9 protein-coding genes are annotated in these 18,293 nt (G+C 39.2%); all 9 read right to left on the bottom strand.

Annotation, left to right across the window (positions count from 1 at the left end; translation table 11 throughout):
* Positions 1 to 9 precede the first annotated feature (9 nt).
* A complete protein-coding gene (locus tag OOZ15_RS16880; RefSeq protein WP_265957617.1) occupies positions 10 to 3,147 on the bottom strand; it encodes a SusC/RagA family TonB-linked outer membrane protein in 3,138 nt (1,045 codons plus the stop codon).
* A gap of 320 nt (positions 3,148 to 3,467) precedes the next feature.
* Positions 3,468 to 4,952 carry an alpha-L-fucosidase gene (locus OOZ15_RS16875; RefSeq protein ID WP_265957616.1) on the bottom strand — a complete coding sequence of 495 codons (1,485 nt, stop codon included), beginning with the start codon at positions 4,950 to 4,952 and terminating at the stop codon, positions 3,468 to 3,470.
* A 12-nt stretch (positions 4,953 to 4,964) separates the two neighbouring features.
* Positions 4,965 to 7,604, bottom strand: a complete 2,640-nt coding sequence (locus tag OOZ15_RS16870) for a glycoside hydrolase family 3 N-terminal domain-containing protein (RefSeq protein ID WP_265957615.1) — start codon at positions 7,602 to 7,604, stop codon at positions 4,965 to 4,967.
* Between the two features lie 18 nt (positions 7,605 to 7,622).
* Complete coding sequence (locus OOZ15_RS16865) at positions 7,623 to 9,866, bottom strand: GH92 family glycosyl hydrolase (RefSeq protein ID WP_265957614.1); 2,244 nt, start codon at positions 9,864 to 9,866, stop codon at positions 7,623 to 7,625.
* A 114-nt stretch (positions 9,867 to 9,980) separates the two neighbouring features.
* Positions 9,981 to 12,296: a glycoside hydrolase family 20 protein gene (locus tag OOZ15_RS16860; protein ID WP_265957613.1), complete on the bottom strand. Its 2,316-nt coding sequence runs from the start codon at positions 12,294 to 12,296 to the stop codon at positions 9,981 to 9,983.
* Positions 12,297 to 12,311: 15 nt separating this feature from the next.
* Positions 12,312 to 13,430 (bottom strand): putative glycoside hydrolase, encoded by a 1,119-nt coding sequence (locus tag OOZ15_RS16855; RefSeq protein WP_265957612.1) that lies wholly within the window; start codon positions 13,428 to 13,430, stop codon positions 12,312 to 12,314.
* Between the two features lie 11 nt (positions 13,431 to 13,441).
* The gene (locus OOZ15_RS16850; protein WP_265957611.1) at positions 13,442 to 14,524 is read right to left on the bottom strand and encodes a carbohydrate-binding family 9-like protein; all 1,083 of its coding nucleotides are present in this window, start codon (positions 14,522 to 14,524) and stop codon (positions 13,442 to 13,444) included.
* Between the two features lie 272 nt (positions 14,525 to 14,796).
* Positions 14,797 to 17,436, bottom strand: coding sequence for an AsmA family protein (locus tag OOZ15_RS16845; RefSeq protein ID WP_265957610.1), 2,640 nt, complete (start codon positions 17,434 to 17,436; stop codon positions 14,797 to 14,799).
* Between the two features lie 137 nt (positions 17,437 to 17,573).
* Positions 17,574 to 18,290 carry a queuosine precursor transporter gene (locus OOZ15_RS16840; RefSeq protein ID WP_265957609.1) on the bottom strand — a complete coding sequence of 239 codons (717 nt, stop codon included), beginning with the start codon at positions 18,288 to 18,290 and terminating at the stop codon, positions 17,574 to 17,576.
* Positions 18,291 to 18,293: the final 3 nt, after the last annotated feature.

Below are 18,293 nucleotides of genomic sequence, written 5' to 3'. Positions count from 1 at the left end.
TAGTCCTTTTTAAAATTTAACATTTAAATTAAGTCCGTAACTCCTAGTAGGAGGTAGTCCAAAATATTCAAGCCCCTGTGCATTACCAACATTATATGCACTCTCCGGATCTATGTTATCCACACTTCGCTTCAGATAGAATAAGTTTTGTCCTATAACTGAAATATTAGCGCTTTGGATGAAGGTGTTTTCCAACATTTTTTGTGGAAGATTATACCCCAAACTTAATTGTCTGAATTTAATATAATCGGCATCTTCAACAAACTCTTCTGCTATACCGCTAATCCTGCCGTAATACGTTTGCAAATCTTCAGGAGCAATTGTTGTTGTAAAAGGCTCTCCACCCGTTCCGGTTTCATTATCAAATGTGTCCCCTCCATCGATTCCGGATACGGTTAAACCGTTTTCTCTTCCTTCCAATGTATTTTTGTGAAGTCCGTTTCCGGTTGTTATAGCATTGGTCCCTGAAAATATCTGACCACCAAACTTAGCATCTATTAAGAAATTAAGGATAAAATCTTTGTATGAGAAAGTATTGGTAAGACCAAAAGTCCAAGGTGGCACACCCTCTCCTAATATTTTACGTTCCCCTTGTCGCGCCAAAGGTACTCCATCATCAGTAATATCATAAACAATATTTCCATCATTGTCCCTTACATAAGACACTCCATAGATCACACCAAAAGGTTCACCCACTATCTGTTTTATTTCAACATTTCTGGTTCTTGGCTCACCTAAACTAATATCACCACCCTCTTCGTTGGTTGCTATAATCTTTCCTTCGTTAAACGCTCCATTAAAACTAAGGTTCCATCTAAAGTTTTCTGTTTGCACAGGAGTTCCTGAAACTAAGAATTCAACTCCCTTGTTTTCTACAATTCCAATATTGGCCAAAGCACTTCCGTAGCCGGAAAATACCGATGCAGAAACCGGAACAATATCATTAGTGGTTTCATTTTCATAATAAGCCACATCAAACGACAAACGATTGTTAAAGAACCTGGCATCTACACCAACTTCCAATTCGCTTTTGCTAAATGCAACTAGATTAGCATTAGGCACAGAGCTATTGCTTATTCTTCCCATTGGCTGTCCCAAGTGACCTTGTGCAAAAATTTCATAACTCAAAGCCAACTGATATGGATCTTGCGCGCCCCCTGCTACTTCAGAGTATCCTCCTCTTAACTTTAAGAAGCTAACAGCTCCTCCCATATTTAATGCATCAGATAAAATCAAACTCGCATTAACTGAAGGGTAAAAGTCATTATTTGGAGATGTTTTACCCGGATATGACAAGGTAGAAAACCAGTCATTTCTTCCTGTAAAAGTGATATATGCATAATCGTTATATGATAATTCAACCGATCCGTACAAAGATCCGATTTTCCGTTCACCATATACCCTGCTTCTCGATTGGCTTTCTGTATTCCCAACGTCTTCTATTCCCTGAACAATAAAGTTCTCTCCTCTTTGTCCTAAAGTCTCATTTTTTACATGGTTGCTGTTCGCTCCAAAGAAAGAAGAAACGGCAAAGCTATCAGATAGATCTTTATCTATACCCAACATTAAATCTGCATCCACCTGAGTATATCTAAATTCATCTTCATTAATAGCTCCCAAAGGTCTATATGCCGTACCCCATGGCTCCACAGATGTTCTCCTTATCGTGTAGTGATCTACACCAACTCGACCGGTAAGATACATCCAATCCAAAATATCATAACGCAGCGACGTAGATGCTATAATTCTGTTCTGCACATCTTCATTCCTGAAATTGTAGGCTGCGAAATAAGGGTTTTGGGAAAAGGTGTTGGATGTATATTGACGTTCTGTACCGTCCTCATTTGTCCCCGGCTCCATAAACCTTACATCGACATTGGCTGGTAAATTAGCCACCGTGTAGTTTGCGTTACCCGGTGCATCAGACAACCTCGGTCTGTTCTGCACATCTTCTACAATATATTTTGCATTAACTTGAGTTGTCAACTTATCACCCAAAACACCCCCAGCATTTAAAGAAAAGGATTTTCTGTTCAATCCGGCATTTGGTATTATATCGTTATTTGTCAAATCTGAAGCAGAAAATCTATAGTTCAAATTATCAGTTGCTTTAGTGAGCGCCACTGTATTAATAAATGTAGTCCCTGTTCTGTAAAAATGTCTTACATTACTTCCTACATACGAATATGGCCTTTGTACCCCATCCCACTGAATTGTATTTGAACCATCTAGTCTTGTTCCCCAAGAGGAATTAGCCAAATCGAGTGCTTCTTCTTGATTTGCAGGTTTTCTTGCCTGAGTTCCTTGTCCGTATTCCCTTTGAAAATCGTAGATTGAAGTATCAGCCTGATCAAAAGTCACAGAACTACTTACTTCTAGTCCAAGGCCTTCTTGGCCTTTACCAGATTTTGTAGTTACCACAATAACACCTCCTGAGGCTCTTGATCCGTATAAAGCTGATGCTGCTCCACCTTTAAGGACACTAACAGATTCTATATCATCAGAGTTCAAACTGGAAATACCATCACCTCCATCTGAACCACCCCAAAGACCGGCAGAACCATTGTTTACATTACTAATTGGTATTCCGTCGACCACATAAAGTGGCTGGTTGTTACCTGTCATTGTGCTTGCACCACGAATAATAACCCTACTCGACCCGGCAGCACCCGTAGCATTTTGAGTAATATTAACCCCCGCTACTTTACCTTGGAGGGAGTTAATTGCATTGGTTTGTTTAATGGTTGAAAGCTCTTCACCATCTACCTCTGTTAAAGAGTACCCCAAAGCTTTTGTTTCTTTTTCAATACCCAAGGCGGTTACTACCACCTCATCCAATTGTTCCGTATCGGCACTCATCGTTACATTAATTGAAGATCTACCCCCTACACTGATTTGCTGAGGAGCATATCCAATTATTGTAAAAACCAACACCGCATCTTGTGGTACATTGTTCAGAGTATAGTTTCCATCAAAATCTGAGGAAGTTCCTGTATTGGTACCTTGTACTACCACACTTACACCGGGTAAAGGCATCCCGTCATCAGCATCGGTAATTGTACCTGTAACTGTTTGGTCTTGCGCCAATAATCCCTGACTTAGCAACAAGAACGCAAACACCAAAATAGGCAATAACTTTTTGCGCATAAATTTAAAGTTTAATTAGTTTTATTGATTAGAACTTGACCCAAACACTTAAATCTGTGTTAAGACAAGCTTACTAAATGTTAAAAAAAACTTAACCAAACTAAAAAAAATTCGACGAACAACAGCTCATGTGAAACAAACGACATGAAAATTATAATTACGCAACTTCTTTTGAATTAAAAAGAATTCGAAAAAAACCTCTTTTCATTATAAAGAAAACTTACTTTTTCATCCCTCGAAATGCTACTACGAAAGGAGGACCAAACATTAAGAAAACAGCCAGTGGCTATTTCAGCCAATTGAAAAAAGTTTAAACGAATTCATTGTTCGATTTTAACAACCCAAACATTAGAGTTCGCAATTTTTTTTGTTAGGGATTTAGGAATATATAATATGGTTTTGTTTAATTCTCTTTTAAATTTCAACTCTGTGGTTTTGTCCAATGTTTTAATCCGAGCATTAGATATAATTTCGAAAGGAATTTCAATTTCTGAAGGGATATTTGTTTGTCCTTCTTCAACCAAATACAACAAATAAATTGTTCCATCTTTTTTAGTAGTGATACAAATATTATCAAATTTATAAGGTGCCATTGGTTTTGTACCGTAAATAGCTTCACTGTTCACCTCCATCCAGTCACCAATCTCTTCAAGGAGTTGATATGCTCCTTCATCCCATTCACCTTGTGCATTAGGAGCCACATTTAATAAAAGGTTACCTCCTTTTGCTACAATATCGACCAATAAATGAATCGCTTCCCTGCCACTCATATATTTGGCGTCTGGTGTCCACGACCAGCCACCGCCGGAAATAATACACGATTCCCAAGGATATGGCAATGGTTTTTCGGGTACTCTGTTCTCGGGAGTTAAGTAATTCTGGTTTTTACCATGAACAGCCCTGTCAACCACTATGAGTTCGGGTTGTTTTTCCCTTGCTTTTTCTACCAATTCGTCCATGCGGATATCCTGGTTTATAATACGGTGTTTTATGTAGCCGTTTTCATTATCTTTTAATTGTCTTTCATACCAGGAAGTGATCTGACTTGTTGGTTTCTTCGCTACCCAACCACCATCGAGCCAAAGGATGTCTACTTTGCCATAGTCCGTTAACAATTCCAATATCTGGTTATGGGTGAAATCGATAAAATTATTCCATTTTTCAGGGTAAGCTTCCGGTTCGTAATTCACATTACGGTCTTTTGGCGGAAAATACGGATCCCAATAATATTCCGAATGCCAGTCGGGTTTTGAAAAATATGCTCCTGCCCATAAACCTTCTTTTCTAAAAGCATCGAAGATTTCTTTGGTTACATTGGCTCTGGGATTAGATGAAAAAGGTGTTTTCTCATCGGTGATCTTATAATCGGTATATTTTGAATCGAACATAGAAAAGCCATCATGATGTTTGGTAGTGAACACCACATATTTCATTCCGGCATCTTTGGCTGCTTTTGCCCATTTTTCAGGATTGAACTTTATCGGATTAAAGGTCTTTTGCAAGTCTTCGTATTCTTTTTTATACGCAAAATAATCATCAGGATTCGATCCTTTTGTACGTTCGCACCAGCCGTATTCTTCCGGGCATAAGGACCACGATTCTACAATACCCCACTGACTGTAGGCGCCCCAGTGCATCAGCAGACCAAATTTAAATCCTTGCCATTCTTCCAGTTTTTCCAATACTACTGGGTCTGTCTCCGGTACATAACGCTCGTCTTCGTATACTGCTTGGGCAAAAATTCCCGGGGATATAACCATAAATAAGCTTAAAGCCAAGCTCTTTTTTATTTTAGCAATGTTCATAATTATTTGTTTTTACTCTTTTATTTCAAATGTGGTTTTTATCAAATCTTTTGAATTTCCTCCTACCATCACTTCAAACTCACCAGGCTCAACAACCCTTTTCATTTTCCGGTTCCATATGGCAAGTTCATCAGGGGTCAACTCAAAAGTCACTTTTTTGGTTTCCCCTTTTTTAATACTGATACGCTTAAAACCTTTTAATGTTTTCTTCGGAGTGGTTACCGATGAATACACGTCGTTTATATACAACTGTACCACTTCTTCACCATCAAGATCACCGGTATTGGTTACCTCAATACTCACTGTTATACTTTCATTTTTGTTGATGGCTTTTGAACTTAGTTTTAAGTTATCGTATTTAAAAGAAGTATAACTCAATCCATATCCGAACGGGTATATAGGTTCTTCGCTTTCTTCAACATATCTGTGTATGGCCGATGGTTTCTGATTGTAGTAAATAGGCAATTGCCCCACCGATTTGGGTACTGTGACAGACAACCTCCCTGCCGGATTATAATCGCCAAACAACACGTCAGCTACTGCTTGTCCGCCTTTTTCGCCCGGGAACCAGGCTTCAACAATAGCAGGAACATTGGCATCAATCCAGTTTATTGACAAGGGTCTGCCATTCAGCAACACACAAACTACAGGCCTTCCGGTTTTTTGAATAGCTTGTATGAGCTCTAATTGCTTTCCGTGTAAATTTAGCGTAGCTACATCCCTGTTTTCTTCAACAAGCTCTCCAGACTCTCCAAGAACCACCACCGCAACATCGGCTTTTTTTGCAGCTTCCATTGCAGGATTAAAATTGACCTTCTTTAAGTTCCAACGCAAATGAGCACGGGCTCCCCAGCCACCTTCCCACATCTCGATGCGGATCTTATATTTTCGTCCTGCTTCAAAGATCATGGGATAAGTCACGATGTTTGTTGAACCTTTGGTCCAATTATCGATAATAAGCTTATCGTCTACCCACATACGCACTCCATCATCAGAACTCAACCCTAACCAGCCTTCAAACGACGCTGTCGGTTTTAAAAAGCCTGTCCACCGGATCGAAAATTGGTCGTCTTGAACGCCTTCTCCCGGCGACCATGGCCAGTCAAATTCCAGTTCTTTATCAATTCTGGTTAATACTGGTTCTCCTTCTAATTTTCGGTTATTGAAATACTCTCCTTTTAATCCGTTAGAAGATTCATCGGGTGTCCATAAGTTTTCAGAAGAAATTATTTGTCCTTTAATAATCAACGGTACTCCTTCTTCATAGATCACATCAACATCATCACCTACTTTTTCCTTGATACCTTCCAATACCGTTATCGCTTCTTTATTTCGTACAGCATAACCTCCTAGGCGGGAAGCATCAGCATTAGGGCCAATAACAGCAATGGTTTTCAGATCTTTTTTAAGCGGAAGAAGTTTGTTCTCATTTTTAAGCAGCGTTACAGATTTCTGTGCTGCTTCCAAAGCTATCTCCTGATGCTCTTTTGCATGATATAAACTGTTGAACAATTTGGCATCAGTATACGGGTTTTCAAAAAGACCCAACAAAAATTTAAGTCGCAAGACACCTCCGGCTGCCCTGTCTATAGCTTTCATCGATAATTCACCTTCATTTACAAGATCGACAAGTGTTTTTTGCCAAAATTCATTGGAGAAATCATAGAATTGCATATCTACCCCGGCATCCACAGCCTGTTTTATTGCATCCTTAGGTGAATTGGCCACATAGTGGGTAGTTTGTACATATTTTATGGCTCCAAGATCGGATATCACTATTCCCTTATAACCCCATTCGTTACGCAACACATCGGTAAGCAACCATTTATTGGCAGCACAGGGAATACCATCCAACTCCGAATAGGCACACATAGTTCCTAAGGCTCCACCTGCTTTAAAAGCCTTTTCAAAAACGGGAAGAAAATCTTCCCTGGCAGTACGTTCGCCCACAATAACAGGTGATGAATTGCCCCCTGCCTGCGGATAACTATGCACTGCAAAATGTTTGGGCTCGGCTATAATAGATGTTTGCGATGCCAAGGCATCACCTTGAATCCCTTTAACCATTGCCAAACCAATTTCGCTTGCCAAATAGGTGTCTTCACTAAACGTTTCTGCCACCCTTCCCCAGCGTGGTTCACGACCAATTCCCAAAACAGGTCCCAAACCAAAATGCACACCGTGGATCCGGGCTTCAGTTCCAATAACATTTCCAACACGTTCCATTAAATCAGTATCCCAGGTAGCACCTAGTCCTATATTCATAGGGAAGGCGGTAGCTCCATCATCTACATATCCGTGAAGAATTTCGGCCATGATCAATGCAGGGATTTCCCAACGGTTGTTTTTTACAACATACTTCTGAAGCTCGTTGATCATTTTTGCAGAGCGCGGATAAATATCGTGTATAGCCCCTACGCCAAGCTTGCCTATGTGCTCTGAAGTTTTACGTTTATCAAAAGCTTCATCAGTTTTAAAGAACTCGCCTTTGTACATATCCATCTGGCGGACTTTCTCTTCAAGACTCATTCTGTCCAACAAGTCTTGCACTCGTTCTTCAACGGGAAGAAAAGCGTCTTGATAGGGATATTTTTGGGCGTTAATACTAAGGCTTCCTATCAAAAATAATATTAAGCTGAACTTTTTAATCATTGTTTTGGTTTATTTGAATTATTCAAGGATTACTTTCAATTTCTCCGATTGAATCAAATCATCATGACTTATAAAAAAATTGTTATGTGATTTTCCATCTAAATTGATTTCTTTTATGCTACCTTCTTTTCCCTTTTTTTCAATAATAAGCGTATCGTTTTCGTAATAATTTTTATCAAGATGAATGGTCACCTTATCAAAAACAGGAGTTGTTAAGGTATACATCGGGTTAGCGGGGGTAATGGGATAAATTCCCATCATAGCATAGATAACCCAGGCAGACATGGTTCCGGTATCGTCATTTCCGGGAAGTCCGGCAGGTTGATTTGTAAAGTATTCTCCAATTAACTGATGTACCTTCTCCTGGGCTTTCCACTCATAGCCTTTGCAGAAATTATACAGGAAGGGATAGGCAAAATCAGGCTCGTTGGCCATATCAAATTGACCGATCTCAAAAATATGATCCAGTTGTTTTACAAAAGCATCATTTCCGCCGGTTAATTTAATAGTTCCTTTTATATCATGTGGATTCATAAATACATATTGCCATGCATTTCCTTCTATATAACCAACATTCTTTTCAAAATTAGCTCCTTCATTTGGGTCGAACGGACTATACCATGTACCGTCACTATATTTTGGACGAAGAAGGTCGAATTCCTTGTCGAATAACTTTCTGTATGATAACGAACGCTTGTAATAGGTTTTATAATCTTTTTTCTTACCCAATGCTTTAGCAAATTGAGCAATGGCATAATCTGAAATATTATACTCCTGAGTGGTTGAAACCGGGCCCGATATTTTACTGTCGACACTCACATACCCGTTTTTGATATACTCTTTTAAACCCGGGCGAAGCGGATTCCCTTCTAACTGATTTGCGCCTTTAAGCATGGCTTCATAAGCCTTTTCGGTATCGAAACCTGTAATACCCCTTAAATAAGTATCGGCCAGTACCACTGAAGCCGGATCACCCACCATAGTAAAGGTTTCTGTTGAATTCAATTCCCATTTTGGCAACCAGCCGTTTTCATCGTACATCTGTAACATACTGTTTACCATATTCAATTGCTGATCGGGATACAACAACGACATCAATTGATGATAGTTTCGATAAGTATCCCAAAGTGAAAAAACCGTAAACCTAGTTCCGTTTGTTTTGCCAATTTTTCCCGTTCCTATTTCGGGATATTCGCCATTACTGTCGTTCAGCGTATTCGGATGGATTTGGGTATGGTACAAAGCTGTATAGAACACTGTTTTTTCGTCTTCTGTACCACCTTCAACCTCGATGGTCGACAAAGTTTTGTTCCATTCATTTTTTGTTGCTTCGTAAACATCATCAAAAGTCCTGTCTCCTATTTCTTTTTCAAGATTTTCGCGGGCATTCTCAATGCTGAAATACGAAACACCGATCTTTACCTCTACCTGGGTCTGTTTTTCAAAATTGTATGAGAAATACGCTCCAATACTATCACCCACAACCTCTCTGGTAAAACCTTTTTTGATACGTGTCTTTCCGTTATAGCCTCCTCCGAACTCTTCTATAAATCCGGCTTCCGGACCTGAGATTCGATGCGGGATTTCCCAAGCACCGTATTCATCAGCCGGAACAGAAAACTTAGCCACAAAATACACAGGATAGACTTCTTCGGGTTTGTAATAACAGAACGAACCTATTTTTCTGAGTCCTTCTATTTCGGTTGGGGAAACTACTTTTACCATGGCGCCCTGCTCGTTTGTAAGTCCTAACCCGAGGTTTAAAAGGACGTTAGACTTTCCTGCCGGAAAAGTATAACGGGAAACTCCAGCCCTGGTTGATGCTGTAGTTTCTGCTTTTACATCATATTTTGAAAGATGCGCCGAATAATAACCGGCATTAGCAACCTCATCGGTATAGGTTGTTCCATATTTTAAATGATCGGTTTCCAACTCACCTGTGGTCGGCATGGTAATGATAACGCCCAGATCGGGACAACCCACACCACTTAAATTCACATGGGTAAATCCGGTTAAAAAAGTATTTTGATTAACATACGGATTGGAAAGCCACCTGCTGTCTTTTTCCTGCGGAAGGTTTTGCGGTCCCGCCACATTGAATGGTGAAACACTTACCATTCCACGCGGTGCTATCGCTCCCGGATTGGTAGCGCCATAATTGGAAGTGCCGATAAACGGATTCACATAATCTACAGGTTGTTTTTGGGCGATGGTAATTCCGCTGATTAGGAGAATGCTATATATAATTCTTGGTAACTTCATCTTTACTGATTGGTTATTTAGTTTTGACTTATGATATAAGACAACCACTATTTAGGTTAACCCTTCGAGGGTTCCAAACCCTCGAAGGGCTCTCTACACGCCTATCCATCTTATTTATTCTACTATAATTTCATCTACAAATAAAAATACACCGCCGCCCGTTGGGGTTTGCTTTAAATTCGTAGCCTTTACTTTTACATAACGAGCTTTTTGGGCATCAAATTTAACTACAAAATCTTTTAATGTGGCATCACCTGTTGCTTTAAAAAGTCTTTCCATACTACCGGCTTCGGTATAGGTTTCACCATCATCAGACAACCATACCTCAACTTTTGTTGGAAAATATATTCCCGGTCCTTGATTTTCCAAAGCGCCTACAGACACTTTTGAAACTTCAGCAGCTACTTCAAGGTCGATAATCACCTCCATATCATTCCCTAACCATGCTTGCCATTGTCCATCATGAAAATTCTTAGTTCCCCTTAAAACATTCACCTGTGTGGTTTCTCCGGTTCCCTGATACCTGTTGTTTACCTCCGTGTTATAAGTAACCTTTTTACCAACTGCTTTATGATATTTGAATGTTTTCTCAAAAACAGCTCCTACCGGCTTATCATTTTCAAAATAAGCTGCTTTTATGGTAGTTGTCTTGGTAATTTGTATTGGTTTTTCATATTTAATAGCATCAGTTTCCAAATCAGCTTCATCTAGAACGTATCGAATATCTGACCCTTTAATTTCATTACTTAGCGAAACGGAAACATTTCCTGTTTTCTCATCAACAATTGCTTCTTCTCTAATAGTATAAATACTCTTTGCGTAGTTGATACCCATAGCTTCAAAGCGATCGAACATTGGAATGATACGTGTGGTAAATTCGTTCCAGTCCCTCTCTTCTTTCGAACTCCAAAGTGTTTCTGAAAGTGCTGCAATACGAGGAAAGATCATATATTCTGATTGATCTGTAGTTGGGATATACTCGGCCCACAAATTTGCTTGCCCGCCCAACACATGTTTAGCCTGTTCTTCGGTCATTCCTTCAACCACAGGGTCAAATTCGTATACTTTGCTTAGCGGTAAATATCCTCCCCATGCAGCCGGTTCGGCATCTTGTGGCCCCTGATAATGATCAAAATAACAATGTGTTCCTGGGGTCATCACCACATCATGTCCTTGTTCAGATGCTTCTAAACCTCCTTTTACACCTCTCCAGCTCATTACGGTTGCTCCTGGCGCCAATCCACCTTCTAATATTTCATCCCAACCAATAAGTACTCGTCCTTTTGAACTGATAAAACGCTCCATTCTTTTAATAAAATAACTCTGTAACTCTTCTACATTTTTCAGTCCTTCTGATTTCATTCGAGCTTTACAATGCGGACATTTTTTCCAATTGGTTTTTGTAGCTTCATCGCCACCAACATGTATGTATTTTGAAGGAAATAGCTCCATCACCTCTATCAATACATCTTCTAAGAATTCAAAAGTAGATTCTTTTCCCGGACAATAGATCTCAGTAATTGGCCAAACTCCACCGGATGGTACCGAAATAGGCGTTTCAAAACACGACAAATACGGGTAAGATGCGATCGCACTCATTACGTGTGCCGGCATTTCAATTTCGGGCACCACGGTAATCCCTCTGCTCTGTGCATGAGCTACAATCTCTTTAATATCTTCCTGAGTGTAAAAGCCGCCATAAGCTGCCTTTTCTCCTTCTTTAGCTGGTCGGGCATTCCAGTGCTTGTCTTCATGGTCTACCCTGAATCCCCCCACTTCAGTAAGCTTAGGATATTTTTTTATTTCGATTCGCCATCCCTGGTCGTCTACCAAATGAAGGTGTAGGGTATTCATTTTTAAATACGCCAAACGATCGATGGTTTTCTTTACATATTCTTTATCAAAAAAGTGTCGGGACACATCGAGCATCAATCCTCTCCATTTGTATCTTGGCGCATCTGATATTTTAACATTAGGAATTTCCCATTGAACATTAGAAACTACAGTTTGACTTTCTATTGCTACAGGAAGCAACTGTCTTACCGATTCTATTCCATATACAAATCCATTCAGCTTAAAAGCTTCAATAATTACATTATCATTGTTAACTGTAAGTGTATAGGCTTCAGGACTAAGGTTAGAATTATCCTTCAAGACTAGAAAATTCGACTCAGGCTGTTCTTTTGTAATTCCAAGATCTAAATCAGCAGCAATCTTAAACTGATTAACTAATATTTGGGCCGCTTGTAATTGTATATCTGAGGTTACGACGAATTTAGTATCAGCATTAAAAATGAAAGATCCTTCATTCAATGTCAGTTCTTGTGGCTTAGGTATTATTTTTATATCTGTTTCAGTAAAAACAGTTTTTGTTTGCTGATTACAACCGATCAATAAAAACAATACAATGTAAATATATCTTAGGTTCATTTATTTGGTATGGATTTATTCTTTAAACACTTTTATCACCTTAAAATGTTCTTCTGTAATGGCATTGCCGTCAAAAAAAGAGATACCTTTGGCTCCGTTATCTTTTGCCAATTGAATAGCTTGAGCAACTTCATCCGTGGGCATATCAGGTAAGAATATTCCGGTATGCAGTTCAACACCTTTACCTTCTAAATCTTTTACCCCCTGAGCCGTGGCGTAACCTATCCAATCTGTTTCTTCGTTGTAAAAATTATGGTAGATCATGGGCAGAACCATATCGATATTCCATTTGTCCCATCGCTGGCGTACCATATGGTCTGCCATTTCAGGATATGGAAAAACAGCAGCCGTTAATTTTTTATCATACTGATGCGCAATTTTATACGCATCATCCACTACTGCTTTTATCTTGTTCAATCTGAATTGCTTCCACTCCATGTCAATCGCAGGGTTTTTAAAATCACGCGGATTTTTATGATGGATCTTTTCAAACTCGGCTACACAAACATCACAATAGCAGAAATCGAATTCGGGGAGCTCAGTTTCTTGTTTCAAATCATATTTAGGAAGTAATCCGACAGGCAAAAAGATATCGGGATACCTGATATAATCTAAATGTACGCTGGCAATACCTTCAACTTTAGCCAAACCTTCTACCAAATCTAAAACATGCTCCCTGGATGCTTTTCGGGTAGGACACAACCACTGGTAATAGTCTACATAAGGTCGCGTATCAAAACAGGATTTCCCATCCCTACTCACCGCATACCAATCCGGGTGTTGTAATGCCACACCGTCTCCCGGCCGATTCATCGCCATAATCCAAGCGTGAACCTCCAAACCGGCGTTTTCTGCAATGGGTGTTAGGCGTTTCAACAATTCGGGATCGGTATTGGTGTTGATCAATACAGCATCTATTCCGTTGGAAGAATATTTGGTAAACTCCTCTTTGTATGATTCATCTGTTTTTTTACTACTGGCAGTGATCCATGTCCAATATTTAAAATCATTTTGAACAGTATCGGTCTCTGTTTCGGCTACAGGCTGAGAAGTGTTCTTTTTTTCCGCAGTTTGGTTACACGAAACGAGTCCGCTCAATACAATGGCTATACAAATAAGTTTAAGCTGGTACATGATATTTATATTTACTCTTTACTGTTTTCATTTATAAATCTTCCGTCTTCACGGACAGTCAGTACATTTCCTGAAAACGGACTCAACACGTTTATGTTCCACCCCTGACTGTGCACTTCCAATTCGGGTTCTATTTTTTGTCCGTCAATTAGAAGTGGGGTCGATACCAGATTATCGATTGTGGATATCCATTCTCCTTCCTTACGTCTGAATTGCTTTTGCTTTCTGTACAATCGATACAACTCCCATTTTATCTTTTCATCTTTAGGTATTGCAAATAGTTCTTCTTTCTTTTCCGTCGAAAAATAGACATACCCCCATCTTTCCGGTTCGTGCATATTGATAACCTCCTGCGGAGACCACACCCAGTTATATTCAGGTAACAAATTTCCCTGATCATCTTTCTTACGTTGATATTCCCCATTTACGAGATTGTGTTGCCAATTGACCCGGGAAAAATTAATGCGCCAATAGTCGTTTTCGGGAGTTTTCCTTTTTGTAGTTTCTGTAAGCGCTTTCCATGGCATAGCGACCTCAACACTCCACCCTTTATCTGCGTCATTTGGATCGTTGAGTGTCCCATCGATATGAACCGCTGTTTTCATTCCTTTGATATCCCAGTGATTCATAAACGGGCCACCGTCTCTGTACGGTTTCACAATAAGAAGATCCCAAACCGTATTGAGTGCATTCATTTCAAATTCAATATAGTTATGCGTATCACCATCGGGGTCGATAAAAATCTCAAAATCCTTGTCGTGAAAGATAATCGTATCGCGCTGTTTTAAAGTTGCCCAAACATGAGGCTCTTCCATTTCGGCGTAAAAATAAAGATATGTGTCATTCCAAAGCATTTTTACCTGTGTATCGTAAAACGGTTTTTTTTCGCCTTCGATATCGATAAAACGAGATGTCCATTCAGCATTTTTCCACGACACTTCATCTCCTTTGCCATCGACCTTGATAACTTCTGAAGTTTTATAAGCGACATAACTTTTGGGGAATATGACCTTTTGTTCATTTTGCGACACCACAAACAAACTGCCACTAAAAAAAACCAGTGTAAAAAGTATTTTTAAGGTGTTTTGGTCCATTTTGGGTTGATTATGTCTAAATATCCATAATTCTTACCCGATCTTAAATATTTTTAGACCACTGACCTCAACCGATAGCTCAACACCGGAAAAGTGATGCTTTTATGCAAAAACATTATTTGAGTTATACGAACAAATACAATTCTTCAATATTTTTGTCATTATATGGTTTGTGTATAGAAGTTTAATTAATTTAAGGGAAGCATCCTAAAAGCTAATGGTTCTCTGTGTTCTTTGCAAACGCAAAGAAAAAATGTACGACTCAAAAACTTTTACTCATTTGTCGTATCTTTTTTCTTTCCACCAAACAAGCCTTTGATCAAATCGCCAGCCGCATTCTTTATTTGTTCATTTCGTGTAGAATCTTTAGTTGCTGTGGTCTCGGTTTGTGTTCCTGAAGCAGTTGTATCTTTGGTTTTTGTCCCGGTCAATATATCGGTTAGTGCCCCTTTTACCTTATCCGTCCCCTTGTTCATCAGTTTTTCTTTTTCCATTTGAACCAATCTTTTGGTAAGTGTGCTTACTGTAGAATTAAGATCAGTGCTTATTGAAGGACTCCCATATGTTCCTCCAATAGTCGCTGTTACCGGAACAAGCATATTTTCAGCTTCTGGATCATCCAATCTTGCAATCAAATTATTTACATCCTTACCCAAGTATTTCGCCGGAACATTGAAAGTCGCATTATAATCAACCGATTTGTCAAAACCATGGCTTCCGGCAATCTCAACATCTATATCCTTATATTTTATATGAAAGGGTTTTACGTTTACTTTCCCTTTATCAAAAGTGAGGGCGGTCTTTACATTCTTAACGGCTTCCTCACCGAAATTCAAAAAATCAACTTTCTGACTTAAAGCCGTCAATAACTGCCCTTTCTCGGGGCTAAATCCGTTAATTATAGCCTCTGCCAGGGCATTTCCTGATATGGATTCCATATTGAGCGAAAAATCGTTATTCAAATTCCCTTTTACAGACAAATTAGAATTTAAGGTTCCCACAAATGCATTGGCGATAGGCGTAATAGCCTGTAATAGCTCCAAATTTTGTATGGATTCTGAGATATTAAAATCGTTCATTCCCAAATCCATATTAAAAATAGGTGTTTCCGTTTTGGTCGATACAGAACCATTCACCGCCATTTTTCCTCCAAAAAGGTTGGACGTCAGGTTTTTTATATTGACAGTTTCATCCCGAATGATCAAAGTTCCCGAAACGTTTTTCAGTTTTAAATTATCATAAAGCACAGTATTGGCTTTGGCTGCCACAGTTGCATCCAAGAACGACGGAATCTTTATTTCCTCTTCGGTTTCGTTTGATCCTCCTTCTCCATTCCCATTCTCATCTTCTGTCATAAAATCGTTTACGGCGAAGGTGTTGGAATTCAACGTAAAATTCCCTTTCAACAATTCCTTATTAAACATATACCCCAACAGGTTATGTATAGACCCTTTGGCTGAAAAATCTGTTTGACCTGTTTTCGCTTCAAAAGAATTTAGCGTCACATCAGTGGTGTTGAAGGTCATATCCGCAGAAGAAATCTGCACAGGGTTTTTCATTTCACTCGAACTGTACTCAAAGCCTTTTAAGGTCATTGAACCGTTGTTTTTTGTATTCCCGTATCGCTCTTTCTCTATGGAATTCATATCAAAAGACGTATTAACATCGGCATCAAGGATTCCTTTCATGGATTCTTCCATCGGGAATGGATATGCTTTGGACAAATTGGCCAAATTGATCCTTCCTTTTAAATTGGCATTCACCAAAGGATTATCCGTTATATTTTTAATGTTAGCCCTTGCATTGAAAACATCCTCAGCAATCTTAAACGAAAGCTTGCTGATATCTACATAGGTGTCTTCGGTCAATCCTGACTCGTTGGCCACTCTTGTGTCGATATGGATATTGTTTACCGACTGTGGAAGGTCGGGGTATTTAAAAGAAGCATTCTCAGAGTTAATTGTGATATCAAAAGTAGGAATATGGGTCTCGTCCACAATACCCTTAAATGTTCCTTCCACTGCAAAATCCCCGGTGGTTTGTACGTTTTCAATATCCTTGGAATATTCCTCTGGCATTACCGCCAAAAAGTTTTTGAAATCGGATGATGGCGTTTTAAAAGAAATATCCACTTCCTGATTGTCGTCGTTTACCTTTACAAATCCGTCGAAAACCAACTCCAATTGGTTGATCAGCGCCTTATTCTCCAAAAAGGTATATTTATTCTGATCCAAATCGATCCCCAACAAAGCATCCAACCGAATCTGATGTCCTTTCAAATAACTCACGCTGTCCAATTCAAAAGACACCAAAGCATTTGTTTCGGTATCCAATTCTGATTGTGATGCAGAAAGGTCGCCTTTTCCCGAATGATTCAAACTGTCCAACACAAAGGACAGTTTTCCTTCAGCATCATAATAAGTGATTTTTGAATTGCTGATCTCATATTTTTTGATAGACAGTTTTACATCCTCTTCTGAAGCAGCTGTTTCCTCTGCACCTTCATCAGACTCCTTTGCAATATCATAATTTGCATTCCCTTCTTCATCTACGAGGATATTTGCTTGTGCACCGTCTATACTAAAACTGTTTATTGAATACGGCTCCCCTCCATCGTTGAAAAGTTGCATAAAAGGAATACTGATATCCGCCCGCTCTGCATAAATCAAGGTATCGCCTTCAAAAGGAGCGTTGTTCACAATACTCAACTCTTTCACCGACACAGAGGTGTTGGGGAAATTCCGGATCAAACTGATGCTCGCATCGGCAAAATCCATCTTGGCGTTTATATTATTGTTCACCGTTTTTTTCATAAGCTGCACTATTTTTCCTTCAAACAGGAAAGGGGCGGCTATAAGAAAAATGATAAACAGTCCAAATAAAACCGCTATTATTTTTAATATCTTTTTCATGTGTTTGCTTTTTGAATCCTAAAATTTTTCCACATAACTATATTAAGCAAATTTGGGATAAATCCCATATTGCAAAACCAATTTTAATACAACTTTAATGTTCCTATCTATACATACGAAATTCTGATGTATTAAGATTATCCAACATCTAACGATATTTCTTCTCCGGGCTTCAATTTGAAACGTTTTCTGAACAAAAACACGAAAAAATACAACAATGGCGTATCCAGAGCAGCGATAAACACCTTAAACAGAAACCCGCTGATCACCAAGCCATAGAACAATGACCAAGGCAACACTCCAAAAACACACAATAACAAAACCACCGTAAAGGTATCTATAAATTGTGAGGTGAATGTTGATAAATTGTTACGCAACCAAAGGTATTTTCCATTGGTCAGACGTTTCCAAAAGTGATAAATCGTAATGTCTATATATTGTGCACACAAATAGGCGATCATCGAAGCCAACACGGCTACTGGAGACAAGGCAAAAACCTTGGTAAAGGTAGCGTCCTGTACAGGCGATGTTTCCATCGCAGGCATAAATTCGGCCATAAAAATAATCGCCATGGAGAACAGGGAAGCGAAGATTCCCGCCGTCACCACCTGATTCGCTTTTTTCTGTCCGTAGATCTCAGAAATCAGGTCGGTAATCAAAAAAGTAATCGGATAGGGTAATATCCCTACTGAAAGTTCAAAAATGGGAGCCCCGAAGATTGTTACATCTTCGCCCAAAGGATACCAATAAAAGAATTTTTGAAAGATCAGATTTGAAACCACCAAGGAAGTGATAAACAACGCTCCGAGATACAGGTATATTTTGAATGCCAGCTTCTTATCTTTATGCACCATAAA

Origin of the sequence: Galbibacter kalidii (genome assembly GCF_026241135.1) — a bacterium.
Classification (GTDB): Bacteria; Bacteroidota; Bacteroidia; order Flavobacteriales; family Flavobacteriaceae; genus Galbibacter.
Note: the sequence above shows the minus strand (reverse complement) of the source record. Positions and strands in the feature narration are given on the sequence as shown.

Bases quoted from the DNA above. Each gene is read 5' to 3' on its own strand.
- OOZ15_RS16845 (WP_265957610.1), bottom strand. From the start codon at position 17,436: ATGAAAAAGATATTAAAAATAATAGCGGTTTTATTTGGACTGTTTATC.
- OOZ15_RS16875 (WP_265957616.1), bottom strand. From the start codon at position 4,952: ATGAACATTGCTAAAATAAAAAAGAGCTTGGCTTTAAGCTTATTTATG.
- OOZ15_RS16840 (WP_265957609.1), bottom strand. From the start codon at position 18,290: ATGGTGCATAAAGATAAGAAGCTGGCATTCAAAATATACCTGTATCTC.
- OOZ15_RS16870 (WP_265957615.1), bottom strand. From the start codon at position 7,604: ATGATTAAAAAGTTCAGCTTAATATTATTTTTGATAGGAAGCCTTAGT.
- OOZ15_RS16880 (WP_265957617.1), bottom strand. From the start codon at position 3,147: ATGCGCAAAAAGTTATTGCCTATTTTGGTGTTTGCGTTCTTGTTGCTA.
- OOZ15_RS16850 (WP_265957611.1), bottom strand. From the start codon at position 14,524: ATGGACCAAAACACCTTAAAAATACTTTTTACACTGGTTTTTTTTAGT.
- OOZ15_RS16855 (WP_265957612.1), bottom strand. From the start codon at position 13,430: ATGTACCAGCTTAAACTTATTTGTATAGCCATTGTATTGAGCGGACTC.
- OOZ15_RS16860 (WP_265957613.1), bottom strand. From the start codon at position 12,296: ATGAACCTAAGATATATTTACATTGTATTGTTTTTATTGATCGGTTGT.
- OOZ15_RS16865 (WP_265957614.1), bottom strand. From the start codon at position 9,866: ATGAAGTTACCAAGAATTATATATAGCATTCTCCTAATCAGCGGAATT.